Origin of the sequence: Streptomyces sp. E2N166, from assembly GCF_003671715.1 — a bacterium.
Lineage (GTDB): Bacteria > Actinomycetota > Actinomycetes > Streptomycetales > Streptomycetaceae > Streptomyces > Streptomyces thinghirensis.
In genome coordinates this window covers 543,678-565,755 of the sequence record NZ_RAIF01000031.1, presented here as the reverse complement: position 1 = coordinate 565,755, position 22,078 = coordinate 543,678, and the positions used below count along the sequence as shown (strand labels likewise).

12 protein-coding genes are annotated in these 22,078 nt (G+C 73.0%); 3 read left to right on the top strand and 9 right to left on the bottom strand.

Features of this window, described 5'->3' with window-relative positions:
* From EBH09_RS24585 to EBH09_RS24575, 3 genes are all read right to left on the bottom strand, one after another.
* Entirely contained in the window at window positions 1–3,540 is a 3,540-nt protein-coding gene (locus EBH09_RS24585) for an ATP-dependent DNA helicase (RefSeq protein ID WP_121749103.1), read from the bottom strand.
* Window positions 3,541–3,662: 122 nt separating this feature from the next.
* The gene (locus EBH09_RS24580) at window positions 3,663–7,463 is read right to left on the bottom strand and encodes an ATP-dependent DNA helicase (RefSeq protein ID WP_121749102.1); all 3,801 of its coding nucleotides are present in this window, start codon (window positions 7,461–7,463) and stop codon (window positions 3,663–3,665) included.
* 284 nt (window positions 7,464–7,747) lie between these two features.
* Window positions 7,748–8,134, bottom strand: a complete 387-nt coding sequence (locus tag EBH09_RS24575; RefSeq protein WP_275938393.1) for an MGMT family protein — start codon at window positions 8,132–8,134, stop codon at window positions 7,748–7,750.
* A gap of 185 nt (window positions 8,135–8,319) precedes the next feature.
* Between EBH09_RS24575 and EBH09_RS24570 the strand changes: the two genes are divergently transcribed.
* From EBH09_RS24570 to EBH09_RS24560, 3 genes are all read left to right on the top strand, one after another.
* Window positions 8,320–11,088 (top strand): lysylphosphatidylglycerol synthase domain-containing protein, encoded by a 2,769-nt coding sequence (locus tag EBH09_RS24570; protein WP_121749100.1) that lies wholly within the window; start codon window positions 8,320–8,322, stop codon window positions 11,086–11,088.
* A 144-nt stretch (window positions 11,089–11,232) separates the two neighbouring features.
* Window positions 11,233–12,783: an alpha/beta hydrolase gene (locus EBH09_RS24565; protein WP_121749099.1), complete on the top strand. Its 1,551-nt coding sequence runs from the start codon at window positions 11,233–11,235 to the stop codon at window positions 12,781–12,783.
* Window positions 12,784–12,936: 153 nt separating this feature from the next.
* Window positions 12,937–14,487, top strand: coding sequence for an alpha/beta hydrolase (locus tag EBH09_RS24560; RefSeq protein ID WP_121749098.1), 1,551 nt, complete (start codon window positions 12,937–12,939; stop codon window positions 14,485–14,487).
* Between the two features lie 71 nt (window positions 14,488–14,558).
* Here EBH09_RS24560 and moeZ read toward each other — a convergent pair whose 3' ends face one another.
* From moeZ to EBH09_RS24530, 6 genes are all read right to left on the bottom strand, one after another.
* Window positions 14,559–15,737 (bottom strand): adenylyltransferase/sulfurtransferase MoeZ, encoded by a 1,179-nt coding sequence (gene moeZ, locus EBH09_RS24555; protein WP_055417970.1) that lies wholly within the window; start codon window positions 15,735–15,737, stop codon window positions 14,559–14,561.
* Window positions 15,738–15,800: 63 nt separating this feature from the next.
* On the bottom strand, window positions 15,801–16,550 hold the full coding sequence (locus EBH09_RS24550) for a spherulation-specific family 4 protein (protein ID WP_121749097.1): 750 nt from the start codon (window positions 16,548–16,550) through the stop codon (window positions 15,801–15,803).
* A complete protein-coding gene (locus tag EBH09_RS24545; RefSeq protein ID WP_121749096.1) occupies window positions 16,538–17,596 on the bottom strand; it encodes an NAD-dependent epimerase/dehydratase family protein in 1,059 nt (352 codons plus the stop codon). The genes EBH09_RS24550 and EBH09_RS24545 overlap by 13 nt, the downstream gene beginning before the upstream one ends.
* Window positions 17,597–17,698: 102 nt before the next feature.
* Entirely contained in the window at window positions 17,699–19,075 is a 1,377-nt protein-coding gene (locus tag EBH09_RS24540) for a hypothetical protein (RefSeq protein ID WP_193776502.1), read from the bottom strand.
* Complete coding sequence (locus EBH09_RS24535) at window positions 19,072–20,808, bottom strand: DUF3492 domain-containing protein (protein ID WP_121749094.1); 1,737 nt, start codon at window positions 20,806–20,808, stop codon at window positions 19,072–19,074. The genes EBH09_RS24540 and EBH09_RS24535 overlap by 4 nt, the downstream gene beginning before the upstream one ends.
* A 214-nt stretch (window positions 20,809–21,022) precedes the next feature.
* The coding region (locus EBH09_RS24530; RefSeq protein WP_238697435.1) for a DUF3152 domain-containing protein at window positions 21,023–22,078 on the bottom strand (1,056 nt) is incomplete at its 5' end.

The following is a 22,078-nucleotide window of genomic DNA, read 5'->3' as shown; positions in this document are numbered from 1 at the left end:
CTATCGGCCCGCACCGACACCCTGATCGTGCGGTTCGTCACCGACCGGGTCGGTCAGCAGCAGGTTCTCCAGCGCGGCGCGGTCCGGCAGTCCGTCGGGCCGTACGACCTCGCCGGTGCGTACGTACAGGAAGGCGGCCGTCACCGACTCCAGCGGTACGTGCTGCTGCTCGGCCCAGGCCAGGCGGTAGAGCGCGAGCTGGAGCGGGTCCGCGGTGCCGGCACGGCTCGTCTTCCAGTCGACGATCTCGTACGTCGCAGTCTCGCCGTCGCCCTCCTTGTAGACGGCGTCGATGCGGCCGCGTACGACTCGGCCGGCGAGGGAGAGCTGGAACGGCGCCTCGACGCGGTGAGGGGTGCGCCGGGCGTACTCGGTGCGTTCGAAGGCGTCCTTGAGGAACTCCAGGTCGTGTTCGTCGGCGATCTCCGCGTCGCCGCCGGGCAGCTCCTCCGGTTCCAGCAGGGGGAGTGTCAGCGGTTCGAAGCGGGCCTCGACCCAGGCGTGGAAACGGGTGCCGCGGCGGGCGGCGGGCTGGGGCGGCCGGGGCATGGGGCGAGCCAGTTCCTGCGCGAAGCCGTCCGGGTCGGCGGCCAGGCTGAGCAGCTGGGAGGCGGTCAGCGACGCCGGAAGACGTACCTCGGTGACGCTTTCGCGGGCGCGCAGGAGCTCGCCGGTGAGGGCGTCGAGGTCGCGGTCCCAGGAGGCGACGGTGCGGACCTCCTCCGGCGTGAGGCGGGCGGGACCGGTCTGTCCGGTCCGCGGTGCCTCGGAGTGGGGGCGGGGCGGTTCGGTGGCGCCGGGCTGTCCCGGAGGAGGCGCCTGGTGGGGGATGGTGGGGCTGCTGTCCGGCGCGGTCGCGGTGGGGGCCGGCGGGGCGGCGGGCCGGTCCGTGGTCCAGGAGTCCCAGTCGGCGGGGTCCGCCGGCCGGCCGTGGTCGCCGAGGACCTCCTCCTCCTGAAGTACCTCGTCGTCCCCGGGCGGCGGCCAGTCCGGGTCGTCGTAGGTGTCCGGGTCGTGCGCTGCCGCGGGATGGCCCTCCTCGTGGGATGCCAGGTGGGCGAGGACCGTCTCGGCGGCGGCCCGACGGCGGGCGAGCGCCGCGTCGTCCAGCGGCAGGGGCCAGGCCTGTTCGGCGTTCGCCCGGTGCAGAGCCGGGTTCTCCTCGTCCTCGGCGGGTTCGTCCGCCCAGACCTCGATCTCGCCATACCCGGCGGCGCAGTGCTCGTACAGGGCCGTGAGGAAGTCGGACGGGCCGCGGGGTTTCTTCTGGCTCGGGCCCCACCAGTGGCCGGAGCCCAGCAGCAGGGAGCGGGGGCGGGTGAAGGTGACGTAGCCGAGGCGGAGTTCCTCGGTGTACTGGTGTTCCTTCATGGACTCGTGGAAGGTCTTCAGGCCCCTGGAGTCCCAGGACCCGACCTCGGGCAGGGTGTCGGCGTCCCCACGCAGGTCGTGCGGGAGCACCTTGCCCTGGGCGGTCCACTTCTCGCGGCCCTGGCCGCTGGGGAAGGTCCCGGTGACCAGGCCGGGTACGGCGACGACGTCCCATTCCAGGCCCTTGGACTTGTGCGCGGTGAGCACCTTGACGGTGTTCTCGCCGCCGGGCAGGGCGTTGTCGAGGCCCTTCTCGTACTGGGCGGCCGTGCGCAGGAAACCGAGGAAGGCGAGCAGGGTGGCCTCGCCGTCGCTCGCGGCGAAGGACGCGGCGACGTCCAGGAAGTTCGACAGGGTCTCGCGGCGGCGGGCGGCCAGGGCGTGCGGGGACGCCGACAGCTCGACCTCCAGCCCCGTGACGGCGAGCACGCGATGCAGTACGTCCATGAGCGGGTCGGACAGGGCTCGGCGCAGGTCGCGCAGTTCGGTGGCCAGCCGCGCGAACCGCACGCGCGCGTCCGGCGAGAAGGGCAGCCCGTCGTCGTCCCCGGAACCGTCCAGCGGGGTTTCCAGGAAGGTGTCGAGGGCGTCCGCGAGCGATATCACCTCGGACGGGTCGACGCCTTCGACGGCCTCGGCGAGCCGCTGGTCGGGATCGTCGTCGCCCTCCACGCGCTCGTGGCTCACCAGCAGCCGGGCGCGACGGCCCAGGAGGGCGAGGTCGCGCGGGCCGATACGCCAGCGCGGGCCGGTGAGCAGGCGGACCAGGGAGGCGTTGGCGCCGGGGTCCTGGAGGACTTCGCAGACGGCGACCAGGTCGGCCACCTCGGGCAGGTGCAGCAGTCCGGAGAGGCCCACGACCTCGACGGGGACGTCGCGGGCCACCAGGGCGCCCTGGATGTCGGCGAAGTCGGTCGCCGTACGGCACAGGACGGCGATCTCGCCGGGCGCCCCGCCGGTGCGCACGAGGTGGGCGACGGAGTCGGCGATCCAGTCGATCTCCTCGGCGTGCGTGCGCAGCAGGGCACAGCGGACCATGCCGTCGCGTTCGGCGCCCGGGGCGGGGCGCAGAGCCTCCACGCCCGCGTGCATGGCGCGCAGGGGCTCGGCGAGGCCGTTGGCGAGGTCGAGGAGTCGGCCGCCGCTGCGGCGGTTCTCGCTGAGTGCCTGGCGGGTGGCGCGGCGCCCGTCGGCGTGCGCGAAGTGCTCCGGGAAGTCGTCGAGGTTGGCGACGGAGGCGCCGCGCCAGCCGTAGATCGCCTGGCAGGGGTCGCCGACGGCGGTCACGGGGTGGCCGGTGCCGCCCCCGAACAGGCCCGCCAGGAGGATGCGCTGGGCAACCGACGTGTCCTGGTACTCGTCGAGCAGCACGACCCGGAACTCGTCGCGCAGGACGCGGCCCACCTCCGGAAGCCCGGCGAGCTGTGCGGACAGGGCGATCTGGTCGCCGAAGTCGAGCAGATCCCGTTCCCGCTTGGCGGCCCGGTAGCGGATCACCAGGTCGGCCAGTTCACGGCGCGTGGCGGCGGCCTCGGGAACCTTGCGCAGATCGGCGTTGCTGAGCCTGACTGACTCCAGGGCGTCCAGGAGGCCAGCGTCCCAGGTGCGCAGTTCCTCCGGGCGTACGAGGTGTTCGGAGAGTTCGGCGTCCAGGGCGAGGAGGTCGCTGACCAGGTCGGCGAAGGAGCGGGTGAGCGCCGGGTAGGGGCCGGGAGCCTCGCGCAGGACCCGCGCGGCGAGTTGGTAGCGGGTGGCGTCGGCGAGCAGGCGTGAGGTCGGCTCCAGACCGAGGCGCAGGCCGTGATCGGTCAGGAGGCGGCCCGCGAAGGCGTGGTACGTCGAGATCACCGGCTCGCCCGGTGGGTTGTCCGGGTCGATCACGTCCGGGTCGGTGACGCCGGCCCTGATCAGCGCCTTGCGGACGCGTTCGGCGAGTTCGCCGGCCGCCTTGTTGGTGAAGGTGAGACCGAGGACCTGTTCCGGGGCGACCTGGCCGGTGCCGACCAGCCACACCACCCGCGCGGCCATCACCGTCGTCTTGCCCGACCCCGCTCCGGCCACGATCACCTGCGGGGCGGGCGGCGCGACGATGCAGGCCGTCTGCTCCGGGGTGAAGGGGATGCCGAGGAGCTCCTTGAGCTGCTCGGGATCGGTGAGATGGGCGGGCACGTCAGAGAGGCTAGCGGCGAGCACTGACAGCGGGCGCGGGATCACCCCCGGGGCGAAGAGAAGCGCAGGTCAGCGCCTGTGGTGCGTCTTGTCACACCGGGCCGCCCGCTCCCTTGGACCGCTCACTCCACGACGTGCCGTCCCTCGGGCCGTGCGCTGCACGACGCGCGGAAGGCGCAGTGGGTGCAGTGCTGGCCCGTGGTCGGGGCGAACCGTTCGTCGAGGACCTTGCCCGCGGCGGTGGCGAGCAGATCCCCGACCCACTCGCCCGCCGGACCCTCCAGGGCGCCCTGAGCCTGCACCTTGGGCAGGGCCTCCCCACCGTCACGCTTGGGCGCACCCTGACGCAGCTGCACCAGCTCGGCGCCCCCCGGTCGGGGGCGGGCGCCCTCGAAGGCCTCGTCGAGGGCGCCTTCGCGGACGGCGAGCTGGTAGACGGCGAGCTGGGGGTGGTGGGCCACTTCGGCCGACGTGGGCGCGTGTTTGCCGGTCTTGAAGTCGACGACGTAGGCGCGGCCGTCACCGTCGGCCTCGACGCGGTCCATCTGGCCGCGGATGCGCACCTCGTAGTCGCCCGCCTCCAGAGTCACGTCGAAGTCGTGCTCGCTCGCCACCGGCGTGCGCCCGGCTCGATCCATGACATGCCACTTGAGGAAGCGTTCGAGCGCCACGCGCGCGTTGGCCTTCTCCTGCGCCGACTTCCACGGCGCGTCGAAAGCCAGCGCGTTCCACACGGAGTCCAGGCGTTCCATGAGCACGGCGAGGTCGGCCGGGGTGTGTCCGGAGGCCACCTCGTCGGCGAGGACGTGCACCACGTTGCCGAAGCCCTGGGCCGCGGTCGCGGGCGCGTCGGCCTTCACCTCACGGCCGAGGAACCACTGGAGGGCGCAGGTGTTGGCCAACTGGTCGAGGGCACTGCCCGAGAGCGTGACGGGCTGGTCCCGGTCGCGCAGCGGCACCTTGCTCTCGGTCGAGTCCCACATGCCCCACCAGCGGTACGGGTGGGCGGACGGCACCAAGGGGCGGCCGTCCTCGTCGGCAAGGGCGGCGAGGCGGGCCAGCCGGCGGGCGGCGGCCTCCCTGAGAGGTTCGGAGACGCGGGGATCCACCGTGGTGGCGCGCAGCTCGGCGACGAGCGCCCCGACGGCGAGGGGCCGGCGCGGACGGCCCGTGACGTCGGCGGGCTCGACGCCGAGCTCCGTCAGGAACCGGGAGGGCTGGTCGCCGTCGTCGGCCGGGGCCTTCACGGCGGTCACCACGAGCCGTTCACGCGCGCGAGTGGCGGCCACGTAGAACAAGCGGCGTTCCTCGGCGAGCAGCGCGCCGGGCGTGAGCGGTTCGGCGAGTCCGTCGCGGCCGATCCGGTCGGCCTCCAGCAGGGAGCCGCGGCGGCGCAGGTCCGGCCACAGGCCCTCCTGGACGCCCGCGACGACGACCAGGCGCCACTCCAGCCCCTTCGAGCGGTGCGCGGTCATCAGGCGGACGGCGTCGGGGCGTACGGCACGCCGCGTGAGGGTGTCGGCGGCGATGTCCTCGGCGTCGATCTCCTCCAGGAAGTTCAGGGCGCCCCGGCCGCCGGTGCGCTCCTCCGCGCGGGCCGCCGTCGCGAAGAGGGCGCACACGGCGTCGAGATCGCGGTCGGCGTTGCGTCCGGCGGCACCACCGCGCCGGGCGGAGCGTTCCAGGCGGGTGGGCCACGGCGTGCCGTCCCACAGGTCCCACAGCGCCTCCTCGGCGCTGCCGCCGCCCGCCAGGCGTTCGCGCGCCTTGCGGAGCAGCGCGCCGAGTCGCTGGGCGCCACGCGCGTACGCGGGGTCGTGCACCGCCAGCCGCTCCGGCTCGGCCAGCGCCCGCGCCAGCAGCTCGTCCGAGGGCGGCGGCAGCGGGTTGCCCGCGGCGCGCTCCTCCTCGCGCAGGGCGCGGCCGAGGCGGCGCAGGTCGGCGGCGTCCATGGCGGCGAGGGGGGAGGTGAGCAGGGTGAGGGCGGTCTCCGTGGGGAGCCAGCACGGATCCTCCGCGCGGTGGGTGCGTTCACCGGGCAGAGGCTTCGACGCCGGGCCGGCGTCGGCGACCGGCTTGGCTTGGGCGTCCGACTCCGCCTCGGCGTCCAGCTCCCCGACGGCTTCGGCGACCGGCCCCGTTTCGGCGTCCGACTCGGCTTCGGCGTCGGCGTCCGATTCCGCGTCAGCGCCCAGCTCCGCGTCGGCTTCGGCGATCGGCCCGGCTTCGGCGTCCGACTCGGCGTCGGATCCGGCTTCAGGCCCGGCTCCGGCTCCGGCTTGAACCCCGGCTCCGGACCCGGCGTGGGCATGGGCATGGGCGTCAGGATCCGGTGCAGCGTCAGGCGCAGTCGCGGCCTTCGCCGCCGTCTCCGTCGCCGCCTCGGGTACTACCTGCGCCGCCATCTCGGCGTCGGGCCCGGCCGCCCCCGCGTCATCGGGGCCTGGCCCGCTCCGGGCGCTCACCGCCTCGCCGGCCGTCCCGCTCCCCGTCTCCGCGGTGTCCCCGAGGTCCGTCCCGGGCCGCTCCCCCGCCTCCGCCACCGCCACCGCCCGCAAGGCCGTCAGCAACGGCGCCACCGCCGGCTCGTGGCGTAGCGGAAGGTCGTTGCCGTCGATGTCCAGGGGCACACCGGCCGCGGTGAGGGCGCGGCGGACCGTGGGGATGGTGCGTGAGCCGGCGCGCACCAGGACGGCCATGTCGCCCCAGGGAACGCCGTCCTCCAGGTGGGCCCGGCGCAGGATGTCGGCGATGTTGTCCAGCTCGGTGCCGGACGTCGGGTACGTGTACACCTCGACGCGCCCCCCGTCCCGCTCCGGGGCGAGTTCGCGGTGGGCGCGCACCTTCCCGGCGGGAAGACGGGTCATCGGCATGCGCTGGGTCAGCAGCCGGGTGGCGGCCAGCACCGCGGCCCCGGACCGTCGCGAGGTCCGCAGCACCTCGACCGGCGCCGGGCGGCCGTCCGCGCGCGGGAAGGCGCTCGGGAAGTCGAGGATGCCGTTCACGTCCGCGCCGCGGAAGGCGTAGATCGACTGGTCGGGGTCGCCGAAGGCGACGAGGGTGCGCCCGCCGCCGGCGAGAGCCTGCAGCAGCCGTACCTGCGCGGGGTCGGTGTCCTGGTACTCGTCGACGTAGACCGCGTCGTACCGCGCGGCCAGTTGCGCGGCGACCTCGGGGCGGCGCGCGAGGAGCACCGCGCGGTGGACGAGTTCCGCGTAGTCGAGCACGCCCTGCATGTCGAGCACGTCGAGGTACTCGGCGAGGAAGACCGAGGCGGCCCGCCAGTCGGGGCGTCCGATGCGCCGGGCGAAGGCACCGAGGGCGTCCGGGCCGAGGCCCAGTTCGCGGGTGCGGGCGAGGACCGCGCGGACCTCGTCGGCGAAGCCGCGGGTGGTCAGGCAGGCGCGCAGTTCGTCGGGCCAGCGCACGTGGGTCAGGCCGAGCCGTTCCAGGTCGACCTGGCCGGCGAGCAGCTCGCGTACCGCCACGTCCTGTTCCGGGCCGGACAGCAGCCGCAGCGGCTCCACGAACAGATCGCTGTCCTGGTGGGCGCGGACCAAGGCGTAGCCGAAGGAGTGAAAGGTCGTCGCCCGGGGAGCACGCGCGGCGCCCATACGCAGTGCCATCCGGTCGCGCAGCTCGACGGCCGCCTTGCGGCTGAAGGTCAGCACCAGGACCCGTTCCGGGTCGCCGCCCCGGGCGATCCGGTCCGCCACGGACTCGACGAGCGTGGTGGTCTTGCCGGTGCCCGGCCCCGCGAGGACGAGCAACGGGCCGCCCCCGTGGTCAACCACGGCGCGTTGTGCGGCGTCCAGACGAGGGGGGTCCGTTCTCGCCGGCGGGGTACGCACCAGTCGGTAAGCGCCACGGCTCCCCCGTCGCACCTGGGGGTGCGACGGGTGTCTGGTGGAGGAGGAGCTCACGTGGTTCGCCGGTCCTGGTGGGTGTACTGGTGGGCCGTCCGCGCTGCGGGCACGGCGGTGGCCGCGGGATGAGGGGGACGCGTGCGGCCGACGCTACGCCGACGGATGAGGCGGAAGCAGGGCTTCCTCTTCTTCCCTCGGGCCTCTCGGAACTCTTGGGTCACTCGTGGCGCCCGCGTCCCCCGCTCCACGAACGTACGTCATGCCACGGTCGTGGCCGAAACGCACCTTTTCCCTCATACGGATCACAGGTCACACGTCGGCCGTTCCGATGGCGGAAGCTGTCAGGTGTGAACTTGTGCGCGTTCGCCGCCGTCCCACCGCGCCCGCTTCAGGTCAAGGCGCGGCAGGTGGCCCTCCGCGGCTCTGCTCGCCTCCTTCAGGGGCGTGCCCTCCTCCCGGTAGCGGTCGAGCGCCTCCAGTTCCTGCCCCGCGAGCAGGGCCCCGTCCGCGCGGACGACACGCCACCAGGGAACGCCTCCCCCGTAGAGGGACATCACCCGTCCGACCTGACGGGGACCCCCCTCCTCCAGATACTCGGCGATGTCCCCGTACGTCATGACACGGCCCGACGGAATCAGTTCGGTCACTTCGAGGACCCGCTCGGCGTACTCGGGCAGCGCGTCCGCGTACTCCGGGCGGGGCTCCTCCGGAAGGCTCTGCTCGCTCATCCGCCCCATCCTGCCCCACCCCACCGACAACGCGACGCACTCCCGACGGTGCGCGTCCCTCGCGCGGATGCGGCGCTTCGGGCAGACTGTGCGGCCCGCACGGGCACCCTGATGCCTGCCGAGGCCGACGCGGCATGCCACCATCGTGCGGGCGGTGACCAGTGATACGAGAGCAAGAAGAGGCGATGAAGCAGCAGGGTGCGCACCCCGAGGACGCCGAGGGCACCTCCGGCTCTTCATCGCGCCCGGACACCGCGGACGGAAATGGGGAGAAGACCGGCCGGCGGGCGGTCGAGGGCAGGACGGCGACGGCCGCCGACCCCGACGACGTCGCGCACATCGACGAGGTGGAGGGCGACGAACCGCTGCTCCCCGCGCGCGTGCACCGTCCGTCCGACCTGATGCGGCTCCTGGTGGGCGTGCTCGCCGTCGTCGTACTGCTCGCCGTCGCCGCCTTCGCGCACGGCACCACCTCGGGCCTCGAACAGGACATCAACAAGGGCACCGGGCAGGCACCGGACCTGCTGATCAAGATCGCTGGACTGGCCTCCAGCATCGCGATCCTCCTGGTGCCGGTCGCATTCGCGATCGAGCGGCTGATCAAGCGGGACGGACTGCGGATCGCCGACGGCGTGCTGGCGGCTGTCCTCGCGCACGGAGTGACCCTCGCCACCGACCTGTGGGTCGCCAAGGCCGCGCCCGGCTCCATCCAGGACGCGCTCACCCAGCCCTCGCCGGGCGACGTCCACGCTCTCACCGACCCCGTGCACGGCTACCTGGCGCCGGTCATCGCGTACATGACGGCCGTCGGCATGTCCCGCAGACCCCGCTGGCGCGCCGTGCTGTGGATCGTGCTGCTACTCGACGCGTTCTCGATGCTGGTCACCGGCTACACGACACCGTTCTCGATCATTCTGACGGTCCTCATCGGCTGGACCGTGGCCTACGGAACGCTGTACGCGGTCGGCTCCCCCAATGTGCGCCCCACCGGGCGGACGCTGATGGCGGGCCTGCGTCACGTCGGCTTCCGCCCGGTGACCGCCGCCCGCGAGGAAATGCCTGCGGACACCGCGGAGACCGGTGACCGCGGCCGCCGCTACTTCGTCACACTGGAGGACGGCCGGCCACTGGACGTGACGGTGGTGGACCGGGAGCAGCAGGCGCAGGGCTTCTACTACCGCGCGTGGCGCAATCTGACGCTGCGCGGCTTCGCCACCCGCAGCAGCCTCCCGTCGCTGCGGCAGGCCCTGGAGCAGGAGGCACTGCTCGCCTACGCGGCGATCGGGGCCGGCGCCAACGCCCCCAAGCTGATCGCGACGTCCGAGCTGGGCCCCGACGCCGTGATGCTCGTCTACGAGCACACCGGCGGGCGCACCCTCGACTCGCTGTCGGACGAGGAGATCACCGACGACCTGCTGCGCGGCACCTGGGAGCAGGTGCGGGCCCTGCAGTCCCGGCGCATCGCGCACCGCAGGCTGGTGGGCGACGCGATCCTGGTGGACCGTTCCGGCACGGTGATCCTCACCGATCTGCGCATCGGCGAGATCGCCGCCGGTGACCTGCTGCTGCGCATGGACATCTCCCAGCTCCTGGTGACGCTCGGCCTGCGGGTGGGTGCCGAACGCGCGGTCGCCTCGGCGGTGGCCGTACTCGGCCCCGACGCCGTGGCGGACTGTCTGCCGATGCTCCAGCCCATCGCGCTCAGCCGCTCCACGCGCGCGACCCTGCGCAGACTGGCCCGGGAACGCGCCCAGCGCGAGCGGGACGCGGTCCTGGAGTCGTCCCGGCATGCCAAGCCGGCCCGCTCGGAGGCGGCCGCCGACGACGACACGAGCGCCCCAACCGAGCGTCCCGACAAGCCCGGCAAGCCCGACAAGAAGGTCGTGCGCGCCGAGCAGCGGGCGGAGAAGCGAGCCGTCGACGAGGCGCTGGAGGAGGCGCGCGAGGAGGACCTGCTCACGCAGATCCGTCACGCGGTGCTGCGGATCAGGCCGCAGGCTCCCGTCGAGCCGGCCCGCCTGGAGCGGGTGCGACCGCGCACACTGATCAGCTTCATCGCAGGTGCGATCGGTGCCTACTTCCTGCTGACGCAGCTCACCCACATCGAGTTCGGGCCGCTGATCTCCAACGCCCAGTGGGGGTGGGTGGCCGCGGCGGTGCTGTTCTCGGCGGCGAGCTATATCGCGGCGGCGATGGCCCTGCTGGGCTTCGTACCCGAGAAAGTGCCGTTCCTGCGGACCGTGGCCGCGCAGGTCGCCGGGTCGTTCGTGAAGATCGTCGCCCCCGCGGCGGTCGGCGGCGTCGCCCTGAACACCCGCTTCCTGCAGCGCGCCGGAGTACGGCCCGGGCTCGCGGTGGCGAGCGTCGGCGCCTCGCAGCTGTTCGGGCTCGGCTGTCACATCCTGATGCTGCTGGCCTTCGGCTATCTGACGGGCACCGAGAAGACGCCGTCGCTGTCGCCGTCCAGGACAGTCATCGCGGGTCTGCTGACGGTGGCGGTGCTCGTGCTCGTGGTGACGTCGGTGCCGTTCCTGCGCAAGTTCGTCGTCACGCGCGTGCGGTCGCTCTTCGCCGGTGTCGTACCGCGCATGCTGGATGTCCTGCAGCGGCCGCAGAAGCTGGTCACCGGCATCGGCGGCATGCTGCTGCTCACCGCCTGCTTCGTGATGTGCCTGGACGCCTCGATCCGGGCCTTCGGCGACGAGACGACGTCGATCAGCCTGGCGAGCGTCGCGGTCGTCTTCCTCGCGGGCAACGCGCTGGGGTCCGCGGCGCCCACCCCGGGCGGTGTGGGCGCGGTGGAGGCGACGCTGACGGTCGGTCTGATCGCCGTCGGCCTGCCCAAGGAGGTCGCCGCCCCCGCGGTGCTGCTGTACCGGCTGCTCACGCTGTGGCTGCCGGTACTGCCGGGCTGGCTGGTCTTCAACCACCTGACCCGGAAGGAGGCGCTGTAACGGCCTCGTACACCGCGGAACGGCCTCGCACGCCGAGGTGATCCGTAGGCGTCGGCCCACCCGCTACGTCCCGGCCTGCCCGCCCCGTACCTCGTACGGCTCCTGCCCCGAGCGCACGGACCCGCGCGCCCGCACGATGGACGCATGCCGAACTCCTTCCGGCTGCGCGCCGCCGCCCTGACCGCCGCCACCGCCGTAGCCATGTCCGCTCTGCTGGCGGGCTGCAGTGACGACTCCGGGGGCGACGCGGACCTGACGGCCCAGAAGCTCGGCTGGAAGGAGTGCCCGGCCCCCTCCGAGGCCCAGGGCGGCGGCGCCGCTCCATCCCCGCTGCCGGACGGCGCCGAGTGGCAGTGCGCCGCCATGAAGGCACCACTCGACTGGGCCGACCCCAAGGGCGACACGATCGACCTCGCTCTGATCCGGGCGGAGGCCAGCGGTGAGGCGGACCGCCGGATCGGCTCACTCGTCTTCAACTTCGGCGGCCCGGGCGGATCGGGCGTCACCACGCTGCCCGCCTTCGGCGAGGACTACGCGAAACTGCGCACCCGCTACGACCTGGTCAGCTTCGACCCGCGCGGTGTCGGCCGCAGCGCCCCGGTGGAGTGCCTGGACGACAAGCAGCTCGACGCCTACTTCCAGCAGGACGCCACTCCCGACGACGCGGCGGAGCGCACCGATTTGCTGGACAACACCGAGGACTTCAACGCGGCCTGCGAGACGAACTCGAAGAGGATCCTGCCGCACGTGCGCACCACCGACGCGGCCCGCGACATGGACCTGATGCGCCAGGTTCTCGGCGACGACGAGCTGCACTACTTCGGCATCTCCTACGGCACCGAACTCGGCGGCGTCTACGCCCACCTGTTCCCCAGGAAGGTGGGCCGCGCCGTCTTCGACGCCGTCGTCGACCCGACGCAGACCCCGGAACAGGGCTCGCTCGCGCAGGCGAAGGGCTTCCAGCTCGCGCTCGACAACTTCGCCGAGGACTGCGTGTCGAAGGTCGAGGAGTGCCCCGTCGGCACCAGCGCGCAGGACGTCAAGGACCGTATCGCCCGGCTGCTGAGGGACCTCGACCGCAAACCGATCCCCGGCGTCTTCCCTCGTGAACTCACCCAGACCGCCGCGACCGGAGGCATCGCGCAGGCGCTGTACTCGAAGGACTTCTGGGAGTACCTGACCGACGGCCTGGAGCAGGCGTACGACGGTGACGGCAGGGTCCTCATGGTGCTGTCGGACGCGTTGAACGGGCGAAACGAAAACGGCGAGTACAGCAACATCACCGCCGCCAACGTCGCCATCAACTGCGCCGACGACAAGCCGAGGTACGACCCCGCGTACGTGCAACGCAAGCTTCCGGAGTTCCGGAAGGCCTCCGCGCTGTTCGGCGACTACCTTGCCTGGTCCATGCTCAGCTGCACCGACTGGCCGGTGCCCGGTGCCGCCGACCACCCCGACGTGAGCGCGCCCGGAGCGGCGCCGATCCTGGTGATCGGCAACACCGGCGATCCGGCGACTCCCTACGAGGGCGCGGGGAAGATGGTGGACGCGCTGGGGAAGGGCGTGGGCGTGGAACTGACCTACAAGGGTCAGGGGCACGGCGCCTACGACAGCAAGAACAAGTGCGTACAGGACGCGGTGCACGGCTATCTGCTGGACGGGAAGGTGCCGGCGGCCGGGACCGTCTGCTCCTGATCACCGAAAACGTCCCCAAGAACGCAATAGCATGAGTAAAGTGGCAGGTCAGAGCGTTATCCACAGGGTCCAGCGGGCTCTGCGCGCGCCGCCTACCATGGCATGACCGCCATCCGCCGCACGGCGCGGACGGCTTGCCAGGGGGGAGAGCACATGGCGCGTCTCGTACGGTGGACGGCCCTGACGGCCGCCGCCGCGCTGTTGGCGGCGGGCTGCAGCGGCGGCTCGTCAGGTGGCGACCAGGATGACGGGGGGACAGAGGGGACGAGCAGCGCACGGCCGTCCGCGGCCGCACCGTCCGGGGTGCCCGATTCGCTGGCCTCCCAGACGCTCGACTGGGGCCGCTGCAAGGGCACCGCCGACTCCCCCGCGCCGGGCGGCGACTGGCTGTGCGCCAAGCTGGAGGCGCCGCTGGACTGGGCCGAGCCGGACGGCGAGACGATCGACCTCGCGCTGATCCGGGCCAAGGCCACCGGCGACGAGCGCATCGGCTCCCTGCTGTTCAATTTCGGGGGCCCCGGCGGCTCCGGCGTCTCCATGATGCCGTCCTACGCCGACAGCGTCTCCTCCCTGCACGAGCGGTACGACCTCGTGAGCTGGGACCCGCGCGGGGTGGCCGCCAGCGAGGGGATCCGCTGCCGCACCGACGAGGCGATCGAGGACGCCGAGTCGGTGGACTCCACGCCGGACACCACGGCCGAGGAACAGGCGTATCTGAAGGACGCCGCCGACTTCGGCGCGGGCTGCCGGAAGGCCGCCGGCAAGCTGATGGCGCACGTCTCGACCACGGACACCGCCCGCGACATGGACCTGATGCGGCACGTGCTGGGCGACGAGAAGATGCACTACTTCGGCATCTCGTACGGCACCGAACTCGGCGGTGTCTACGCCCACCTGTTCCCGGCGCGCGTGGGGCGCGTGATCCTCGACGCGGTCGTGGACCCGGGCGCCGACACGATGGGCCACGCCGAGAACCAGGCCAGGGGCTTCCAGCGCGCGCTGGACGACTATCTGAAGTCCACCGGGCAGGACCCGAAGCAGGGTTCGCGGGAGATCGCCGACCTGCTGGAGCGTCTCGACGCGGAACCGCTGCCGACGTCGTCGCAGGGGCGGAAGCTCACGCAGACACTCGCCCTCACCGGAATCGTGCTGCCGCTCTACCGCAAGGACGGATGGCCGGCCCTGACCAGCGCGCTCGCGGCGGCCGAGGAGGGCGACGGCTCGGAGCTGCTGGCGCTCGCCGACGGCTACAACGAGCGGGACCCCTCGGGGCGCTACGGCACGACGACCCACTCCCAACGAGTCATATCGTGCCTGGACGACAAGCAGCGGCCGACCGTCGAGGAGACCAAGAAGCTGCTGCCGAGGTTCGAGAAGGTCTCGCCCGTGTTCGGGGCGTTCCTCGGCTGGGACACGGCCGGGTGGTGCCACGACTGGCCGGTGGCCGGTCAGCACGAGACCCCGGAGGTGAGCGCGCCCGGCGCGGCTCCGATCCTGGTGGTCGGCAACACCGGCGACCCGGCGACGCCCTACGAGGGTGCCCGCAGGATGGCGGACGAGCTGGGCGAGGACGTCGGTGTGGTGCTCACGTGGAAGGGCGAGGGCCACGGGGCCTACGGGAGTGGGAGCGACTGTGTCGACTCCGCGGTGGACGGCTATCTGCTGAAGGGAACGGTGCCGAAGGACGGCAAGGTCTGCTCATGACGGCGGCGGGGGCTTCGGGCACCCGCGGTGCACGAAACCCCCGCCGTCCGGAGAACGGGTTCGGGGACCGGTCAGTAGACCGGCTTGGCCGGCTCGATCTGGTTGACCCAGCCGATCACGCCGCCGCCCACGTGGACGGCGTCCGAGAAGCCGGCGGACTTGAGGACCGCCAGTACTTCCGCACTACGGACACCCGTCTTGCAGTTCAAGACAATCTTCTTGTCCTGCGGGAGGCTCTCCAGGGCCGAGCCCATGAGGAACTCGTTCTTGGGGATCAGCCGGGCGCCCGGAATGGAGACGATCTCGAACTCGTTCGGCTCGCGGACGTCGATGAGCTCGATGTTCTCGCCGTCGTCGATCCACTCCTTGAGCTGCTTGGGAGTGATCGTGGAGTCGGCGGCCGCCGCCTGGGCCTCCTCGGACACGACGCCGCAGAAGGCCTCGTAGTCGATGAGCTCGGTGACGGTCGGGTTCTCACCGCAGACCGCGCAGTCGGGGTCCTTGCGGACCTTGACCTGGCGGTACTGCATCTCCAGGGCGTCGTAGATCATCAGGCGGCCGACCAGCGGCTCGCCGATGCCCGCGAGGAGCTTGATGGCCTCGTTGGTCTGGATGGAGCCGATGGACGCGCACAGCACGCCCAGGACGCCGCCCTCGGCGCAGGAGGGGACCATGCCGGGGGGCGGGGGCTCCGGGTACAGGCAGCGGTAGCAGGGGCCGTGCTCGGACCAGAAGACGGAGGCCTGGCCGTCGAAGCGGTAGATCGAACCCCAGACGTAGGGCTTGTTCAGCAGCACGCAGGCGTCGTTGACCAGGTAGCGGGTCGCGAAGTTGTCCGTACCGTCGACGATCAGGTCGTACTGGCTGAAGATGTCCATCACGTTGTCGGCCTCGAGCCGCTCCTGGTGAAGGACCACGTCCACGTACGGGTTGATGCCCTTGATGGTGTCGCGGGCGGACTCGGCCTTGGACCGGCCGATGTCGGCCTGGCTGTGGATGACCTGCCGCTGCAGGTTCGACTCGTCGACCTCGTCGAACTCCACGATGCCGAGCGTGCCGACACCGGCCGCCGCCAGATACATCAGGGTCGGCGAGCCGAGGCCGCCCGCGCCCACGGCGAGCACCTTGGCGTTCTTCAGCCGCTTCTGCCCGTCCATCCCCACGTCGGGGATGATCAGGTGGCGGGAGTACCTGCGGACCTCGTCTACGGTGAGCTCGGGGGCCGGCTCGACCAGGGGTGGCAGCGACACGGGGACTCCGTTGGTCGGTCAGTGATTACGGTTGTTCTGCCAGTAACACTGCCACGGCCTTTTTCATTCCGAGACACCCGTCCCGACTCGCGAGACGATTTCGTCCCAGTAGCCGGGCATCGTCTCCCAGGGGTCGATCCTGCCGCCCCGGTCAGTGCGGTCGGTGAAGTAGATCGTCGCGGCGCCCTGCCAGCGGGCGATGCGCAGCGCCTCCTCCAGATGCCCGCGCGGGACGCCGTGCACGAAGTGGCAGAAGCGCTCGGGCGGATAGTCGGCGCTCCACTCCGCCGCCTGGGACCAGCGGTAGTCGCTCCAGGCGCCCGCGAAGGTCACGAGCTGGTCGGCGTTCTCGGCATAACCGGGGTAGGGGTGAGTGCCGTGGCCGAGGACGATGTGGGCACCGTCACGGATCACTCGGAGGGTGGTGACGGTGCGGCGGACCTCGGGGAGCGCGGCCCGTCCGGACGGGCAGCGGTCGAGGAGGAAGCCGTCGACCTGGTACCAGTCGAGGTGTCGGTGCGCGTCGGAGATCAGCGCGCCGAAGCTCCGGGCCCCGTACGCGGCGTCGAGGTGGCCGAGGACGCGGACGCCCGCGTTGCGCAGGCGTCCGACGGCGTCCAGGCAGCGTGGGTCGGGGTGCGCGCCGGGGCCGTCGGCGACGTTGAGGACGACCCAGTGCAGAGGGGTGCCCGGGCAGGTGAGGCCGGACCACTCGCCGGGCGCGACGAGCGGGTGCGCCAGACCCGGGACTCCCAGGCCGGTGCGGACGTCGGTGCTCGCGGTGCCCGCTTTGGTGCTGGTCAGATACGGCATGCCGCCTCCATCCAGATGTCTGCGAGGGACTCTTCGAGGCCGATCCGGGGCCGCCAGCCGAGCCGGTCGCGTGCGGTGCGCACATCGGCCTGCTGCCAACTGCCGCAGCCGTCCGGGTAGGGGTAGGCGACCGGGGCCGCGTGCTCCGCGTCGGCACGGTCGCCGCGGTTCCCGAGGGGCTCCGGTCGGTGATGGCCGAGAGCGTCGGTGCGGTGGTGGCCCAGGGAGTCGACGCGGTGGCCCATGGTTTCGGTACGTGGGTGGCCGATGGTGGGCCGCGGTGCGCCGGGCGGTCCGTCGAGTTCGTGCAGGGCACCGCCGTATCCGGCCACGCGGGCGAGGGTGGCGGCGGCGTCGCGCAGGCGGACGGCGCGGCCGGAGCCGATGTTGATGACGCCCTGGGCGGCGGACAGCGAGGCGGCGTGGACGGCGCGGGCGACGTCGCGGACGTCGATGAAGTCACGCTGGGCACCGAGGCCGCCGAGGCGGAGTTCACCGTCGCCGGACTGCATCGCGCGGCGCATGGCCTCGGCGAGGCGGCCCAGCGGGGAGCCGGCGGGGGTACCGGGACCGGCGGGCGAGAAGACACGCAGGACGACGGCGTCCAGGCCGGAGCCGAGGACCAGTTCGGTCGCGGCGAGCTTGCTGACGCCGTAGGGGCCGCCGGGGCGGGGCACGGCGTCCTCCGCGGTGGAGGAGCCGGGCTGGCTGGGGCCGTACTCCGCACTGCAGCCGACCTGCACCAGGCGGGCGCCGCAGCCGCTGCGGCGCAGGGCCTCGCAGACGGTGGCGACGGCGACGGTGTTGTGCCGGGTGAGTTCGCGGGCGCCGCCCCGGGTGGCGCCGGCGCAGTTGACGACGACGCCGGGATGGACCGCGTCGAGGAAGCGGGTGAGGGCGCCGGGGCTTCCGGTGGCGAGGTCGAAGCGGACGTCGGCGTCGTCACCGCGGCCGAGGGCGGTGAGCTGGACGGCCGGGTCGGCGAGCAGACGGTCGGCGACGAAGCGGCCGATGTAGCCGTTGGCTCCGATCAGCAGGACTCTCATCGGGCTGCTCCCGGTGCCGAGGCGTCGGGTCGGGAGGTGGTCATCTGGGGGCTCCTTCGGAGGGTGATGCGGACGTGTGGGGGGTTGTCCGGGGGCGCGCGGTCACCGCGGCTGCTCCATCGATGCGTGGGCCGAGGCCCTGGTCAGGCGGCGGGTCGCATGCGCCAGGAGGGTCAGCGCGCCGACGCCGCAGGCCGCCGTCGGGACACCGGCCGGACCGCAGGCGGCGACCAGGGCCTCCACGGGGGCGGCGAGGAAGCCGCAGCCGGGGAGGCGACCGGCGAAGAGCGTGGCCAGGGCCGCCGCCTCGACGGTGGCCGCGGCGGTGAGGACGCGCGTGGGGGCGTGTGTGCAGCCGTGCACGGTGAGCAGGCGGGCGAGCATGAGAAGGGCGCCCAGCGTGAGTGCCTGGGGATGGGCGGCGGGCTCCGCGAGGACCGCGCCGGTCAGCGCGACCAGGGCCGTCAGGGCGCACATGAACAGGGCGACCGTGCCGAGCAGCAGGGGGCGTACGGAGGCGGAGAAGTCGGCCAGGCCACGGCTGGCTGCCAGTTTGCGGCGGGCACCCACGGCGAAGAGGTGGGCACTTGCGGCCGCGGGCGCACAGGCCAGGGCGAGAGCCAGTACGGGGGCGACGGCGACGGGCCACGGGCCCTCGGCGGTGCCGCCGGGCAGGCCGTCCGGACCGCCGGCGAGAGCGGCGCGGAGCAGTCCGTCGCCGAGGAGGGCGTAGCCGACGAGCCAGCAGGTCCAGGTGCCGGTGGTACGCGTCGCGGCCCTCAGCGGCCCTCGGCGCAGTGCCGCGCGCAGGGCGAGAGTGACCACGAGGGCGCCGACGACGGCCGCGATCAGGCGCGGTCGGCCTTCGGTCAGACGCAGGCCGGCCACGGCGGCGGCGCACAGCGCGCCGGGCAGCAGCGCGAGGACGATCCAGGCGGTGCGCACCCGGGGAGCCGGTGGGTTCGCGGGGCGCGGGGGTGTGTCGCCGTCGCGCGGGACCCGGGCGTACATCTCTTCCGCGAGAGAGAAGACGTCCCGGTGGCGGAAGCGTGCGGCGGTCCGGTCGGTGACGCCGTGCGCCTCCAGGCCCGCCGCGATCTCCAGCGGGTCCACGGCACGTTCACACAGATCGCGGTGACGGTGCATCAGCGCCTTCACCGGGTCCGCGGCGGCACGGCGCGCAGCGGACGCCGACTCCCTGCCGACGGCTACCGCTCCGCCGCCGGCCGCTCCGCGGCGGGCGCCCGCAGTGCCACCGTCGTCCGCTCCGCCTTGGGCGACCGCTCCGCCTTGGGCGACCGGGCTGCCCTGGGCGGCCCCTCCACCTCGGGCGACCGGGCTGCCCTGGGCGACCGCATGCTCCCCGGCAGCCCCTCCGCCCCGGGCGACCGGATCGGTCAGGGATTCCCGCGAGGGGGAGTCCCAGGCGCCCGGGCTGCCCGGGGTTCCGGGCCGGTCGAGTTCACCGAGGCCGCTCATCGGACCCCCTCGGTCGCGGAGGCCGGGGAGGTGGCCCGGACGGGGGCGTCCGTGGCCCAGCCGGGGCCGCCCCGGGCCACGACACCGGCCGTGGGGTCGGTCCAGCGGCCGGGGACGTGGGCCTCGGCGGTGACGGCGAACGGCAGAGGTTCGCCGGTGTCGTCGAAAACGACGCGGCGGACCGGGGTACTCGAGAGGATCTCCAGGTAAATGCCGTGAAATGCCGCGACGTTCTGCTCGACGGTGAACAGTTCCAGTGCGCGGGCGCGCGCTGCGGCGCCCAGTCGCTCACGGCGCTCGGGGTCGCGCAGAAGGGCGACGCACGCCTCGGCGAGCGCCCGCGGATTGCGCGGCGGCACGACGAGGCCGGTGCCGCCGATCGCCTCGACGACCGCGCCGACGTCCGTGGAAACCGTCGCGCGTCCACAGAACATGGCCTCGACCAGCCCGGACGGGAACCCCTCGACGACGCTGGAGAGGACCACCAGGGCGCCCGCGCCGTAAGCGTCGGCGCGGGACGGCAGTTCCGGTCCCCCGGTCTCCTCGAAGGACACCGGGTTGCGTCCGACGGCGTGCGGGCCGTCGGCCTCGTCGGGGAAGAGCTGCGCGGCCAGGCCCTTGCAGTGGGCGAGATAGGCCGCGCCCTCGGGGCCGGCGGGGCTGCCGACGATCCGGAGCCGCGCCCGGGGCTCCGCCTTGCGGATCTCCGCGAAGGCGTGCAGCAGCGACACCAGGTCCTTGGCGGGCTCGACGCGGCCGACCCAGACGAGGGTGTGCGGGTCGGCGTACCCCGGCGACTCCCCCGTCTCGGCGAAGGGAGTCGCGTCCATACCCGGGTGGACGGTGCGGAGCTTGGCACGGTCGGCCCCGCAGCGTTCCTGCCAGCGGCGGGCGTGCGTGTTGCCGGGTGTGATCACGGCCGCACGCCGGTAGGTCTCGGCGGCCAGCCGGCCGTGGAAGGCGGCCAGCAGGGACCGTATCGCGGGCGGGGCGTCGGGTTCGGTGAGGTAGTGCGTCCGCAGCCGCACCCCGTATTCGGTCACCAGCAGGGGCACGTCGCGGAAGTGCCGGGCGAGCAGGCCCGGAAGCGCCGCCGTGCCGCCGGAGGCCGCGTGGCACAGGTCCACCGCGCCAAGGCCGTCGTCCTCGTACCAGTCGAGCGACAGGGGGCGCAGGGCGTGTTCGAGACGCGCGGCGACGGCGAGCAGGTCGGGGACGCGTGCCTCACGTGCGGAGCGGTGGGCGCGGGGCGCGCGACAGGCGCGTTCCAGGGCGCGTACGGCGGTCTCCGAGCGGAGGGCGGCGGGCAGTCCGCCATTGTCGCGGGCGAGTTCGGCGAGGCCGTACAGCGCGTTGGCGAAACGGTCCGCCTCAAGGGCCGACTCCCCCTCCGACGCGCCTCCCGACGCCCTCTCCAAGTAAGCGGCTGAGTTGCCGGGGGCCGTCCTGCACAGGACCGCGGCCAGTTCGCCGTAACACTCCGCGAAGCGCCGCCGCGCGCGCCGCCCGTGGGCCATCCCGTCGTCCTCGAAGTCCCACAGCGACGCGGTGCGGACCCGGCTGACCTGCGGCGGCAGCGGAACCCACCCCTCGGCCTCCTGGCGCTCGCTGCGGCTGAGCGCGTAGACGTCGAACTCATGCTGCTCGAGCCCGCGCACGAGCCGATCGCACCAGAGCCCCGCCTCACCGCTCACATACGGATAGCCACCCTCCGTAAGCAGTCCGATGCGCACGCGCGCACCCCCGATCTCCCGTTTGGGGAGCCGTCGTTGGCCCGGCGGCTCGCAGCGGGACGAAGGTATGCGGACAAGGCGGTGGCGCGATGGACGGTTGTCCATCGCGCCACCAGAAGGGGTGAACGGGCGTGACTTTCCCACGCGGGGCGCGTTCGGTCGCGCTAAGAGATCACACAGTCACCACAAGTGATGCGGCGGCCACGGCTCGCGATCAGTTGTTCGGGTAGGCCCAGGGGTTCGGACGGCAGTCGATTCCGTCGTGGTCGACGAACTTGGTCTGCTGCTGCATGACCGGGGCGAGTTCGCCGTCCTTGTCGCAGGTGACGTGGTTGAAGCCGATGCGGTGGCCGATCTCGTGGTTGATCAGCATCTGCCGGTACCCGTGGATGTCGTCGCCGTACGGCTCCGCGCCCTGCGCCCACCGGTAGGCGTTGATCATCACGCGCTCGGTGGCGGCCGAGTCACAGGACACGTTGTCCTCGGTGGTGTCCAGGCCCGACTTGGCGCACCAGTCGGCGGTGGTGCCGGGGCTGGCCAGCGTGATCACGAAGTCGGGCTGCCCGGAGTGGATGCGCTCGAAGGAGCGGGCGCCGTTGTGGGCCCAGCTCCGGTCGTCGTTGAGCGTCCGGTGCACGGCCTCGGCGAAGAGTTCCCCGTCGAGGCCGAGCCCCTGTTCCACGTCCACGCGGTAGGTGTACTTCTGCCCCGTCCCCGGCCCCTTGTCGATGCCGGGGATCGCGTCGAACTTCCCCGAACCGTCGAGCTCGGCGCCGAGCGGGTACCTCTTCTCGATCTTGTGCTCGTACGTCAGCGGTGCCGCGGACTCGGGGGTGGAGGGCGTCGGCCGTCCGTCCGCCCGCGACGCGGAGTCGTGGACGTCGCGGGCCTGGTCGGTGGCGGACTGCGAGCGCGCCTCGTCGCCGTCCACCCCGTCGGCGACCTGGCCGGCCACGACGACCGCCAGCACGGTGGTGACGGCGGCCGCGGCGATGCCGGTGAAGGTCCTGCCCTTGCCGCCCTTGACCGGCGCGGGTTCACCGGTCGGCGGCGCGTCGTCGTCGGCGTCCGTGACACCGGCGTCCCCGCCCCCGGTGCTCCAGTCGGTGACGGACGCGTACGGATCGGCGGGCTGCGGGGAGACGGGGGCAGGGCGTGGGGCGCGGGGCACGAAGACGTCGTCGTCCCCGCCGAAGGCGTCCAGGTACTCCTGCCGCGGTCCCCCCGGAGCGGCCTGCCGCTGCCGTGGGAAGGGCGGGCCGGGCCGGCC

Excerpts from the sequence above, each read along its gene's own strand:
- EBH09_RS24540 (WP_193776502.1), bottom strand. The coding sequence starts at position 19,075 with ATGAGCGGCCTCGGTGAACTCGACCGGCCCGGAACCCCGGGCAGCCCG.
- EBH09_RS24565 (WP_121749099.1), top strand. The coding sequence starts at position 11,233 with ATGCCGAACTCCTTCCGGCTGCGCGCCGCCGCCCTGACCGCCGCCACC.
- EBH09_RS24545 (WP_121749096.1), bottom strand. The coding sequence starts at position 17,596 with ATGAGAGTCCTGCTGATCGGAGCCAACGGCTACATCGGCCGCTTCGTC.
- EBH09_RS24575 (WP_275938393.1), bottom strand. The coding sequence starts at position 8,134 with ATGAGCGAGCAGAGCCTTCCGGAGGAGCCCCGCCCGGAGTACGCGGAC.
- EBH09_RS24550 (WP_121749097.1), bottom strand. The coding sequence starts at position 16,550 with ATGCCGTATCTGACCAGCACCAAAGCGGGCACCGCGAGCACCGACGTC.
- EBH09_RS24570 (WP_121749100.1), top strand. The coding sequence starts at position 8,320 with ATGAAGCAGCAGGGTGCGCACCCCGAGGACGCCGAGGGCACCTCCGGC.
- EBH09_RS24560 (WP_121749098.1), top strand. The coding sequence starts at position 12,937 with ATGGCGCGTCTCGTACGGTGGACGGCCCTGACGGCCGCCGCCGCGCTG.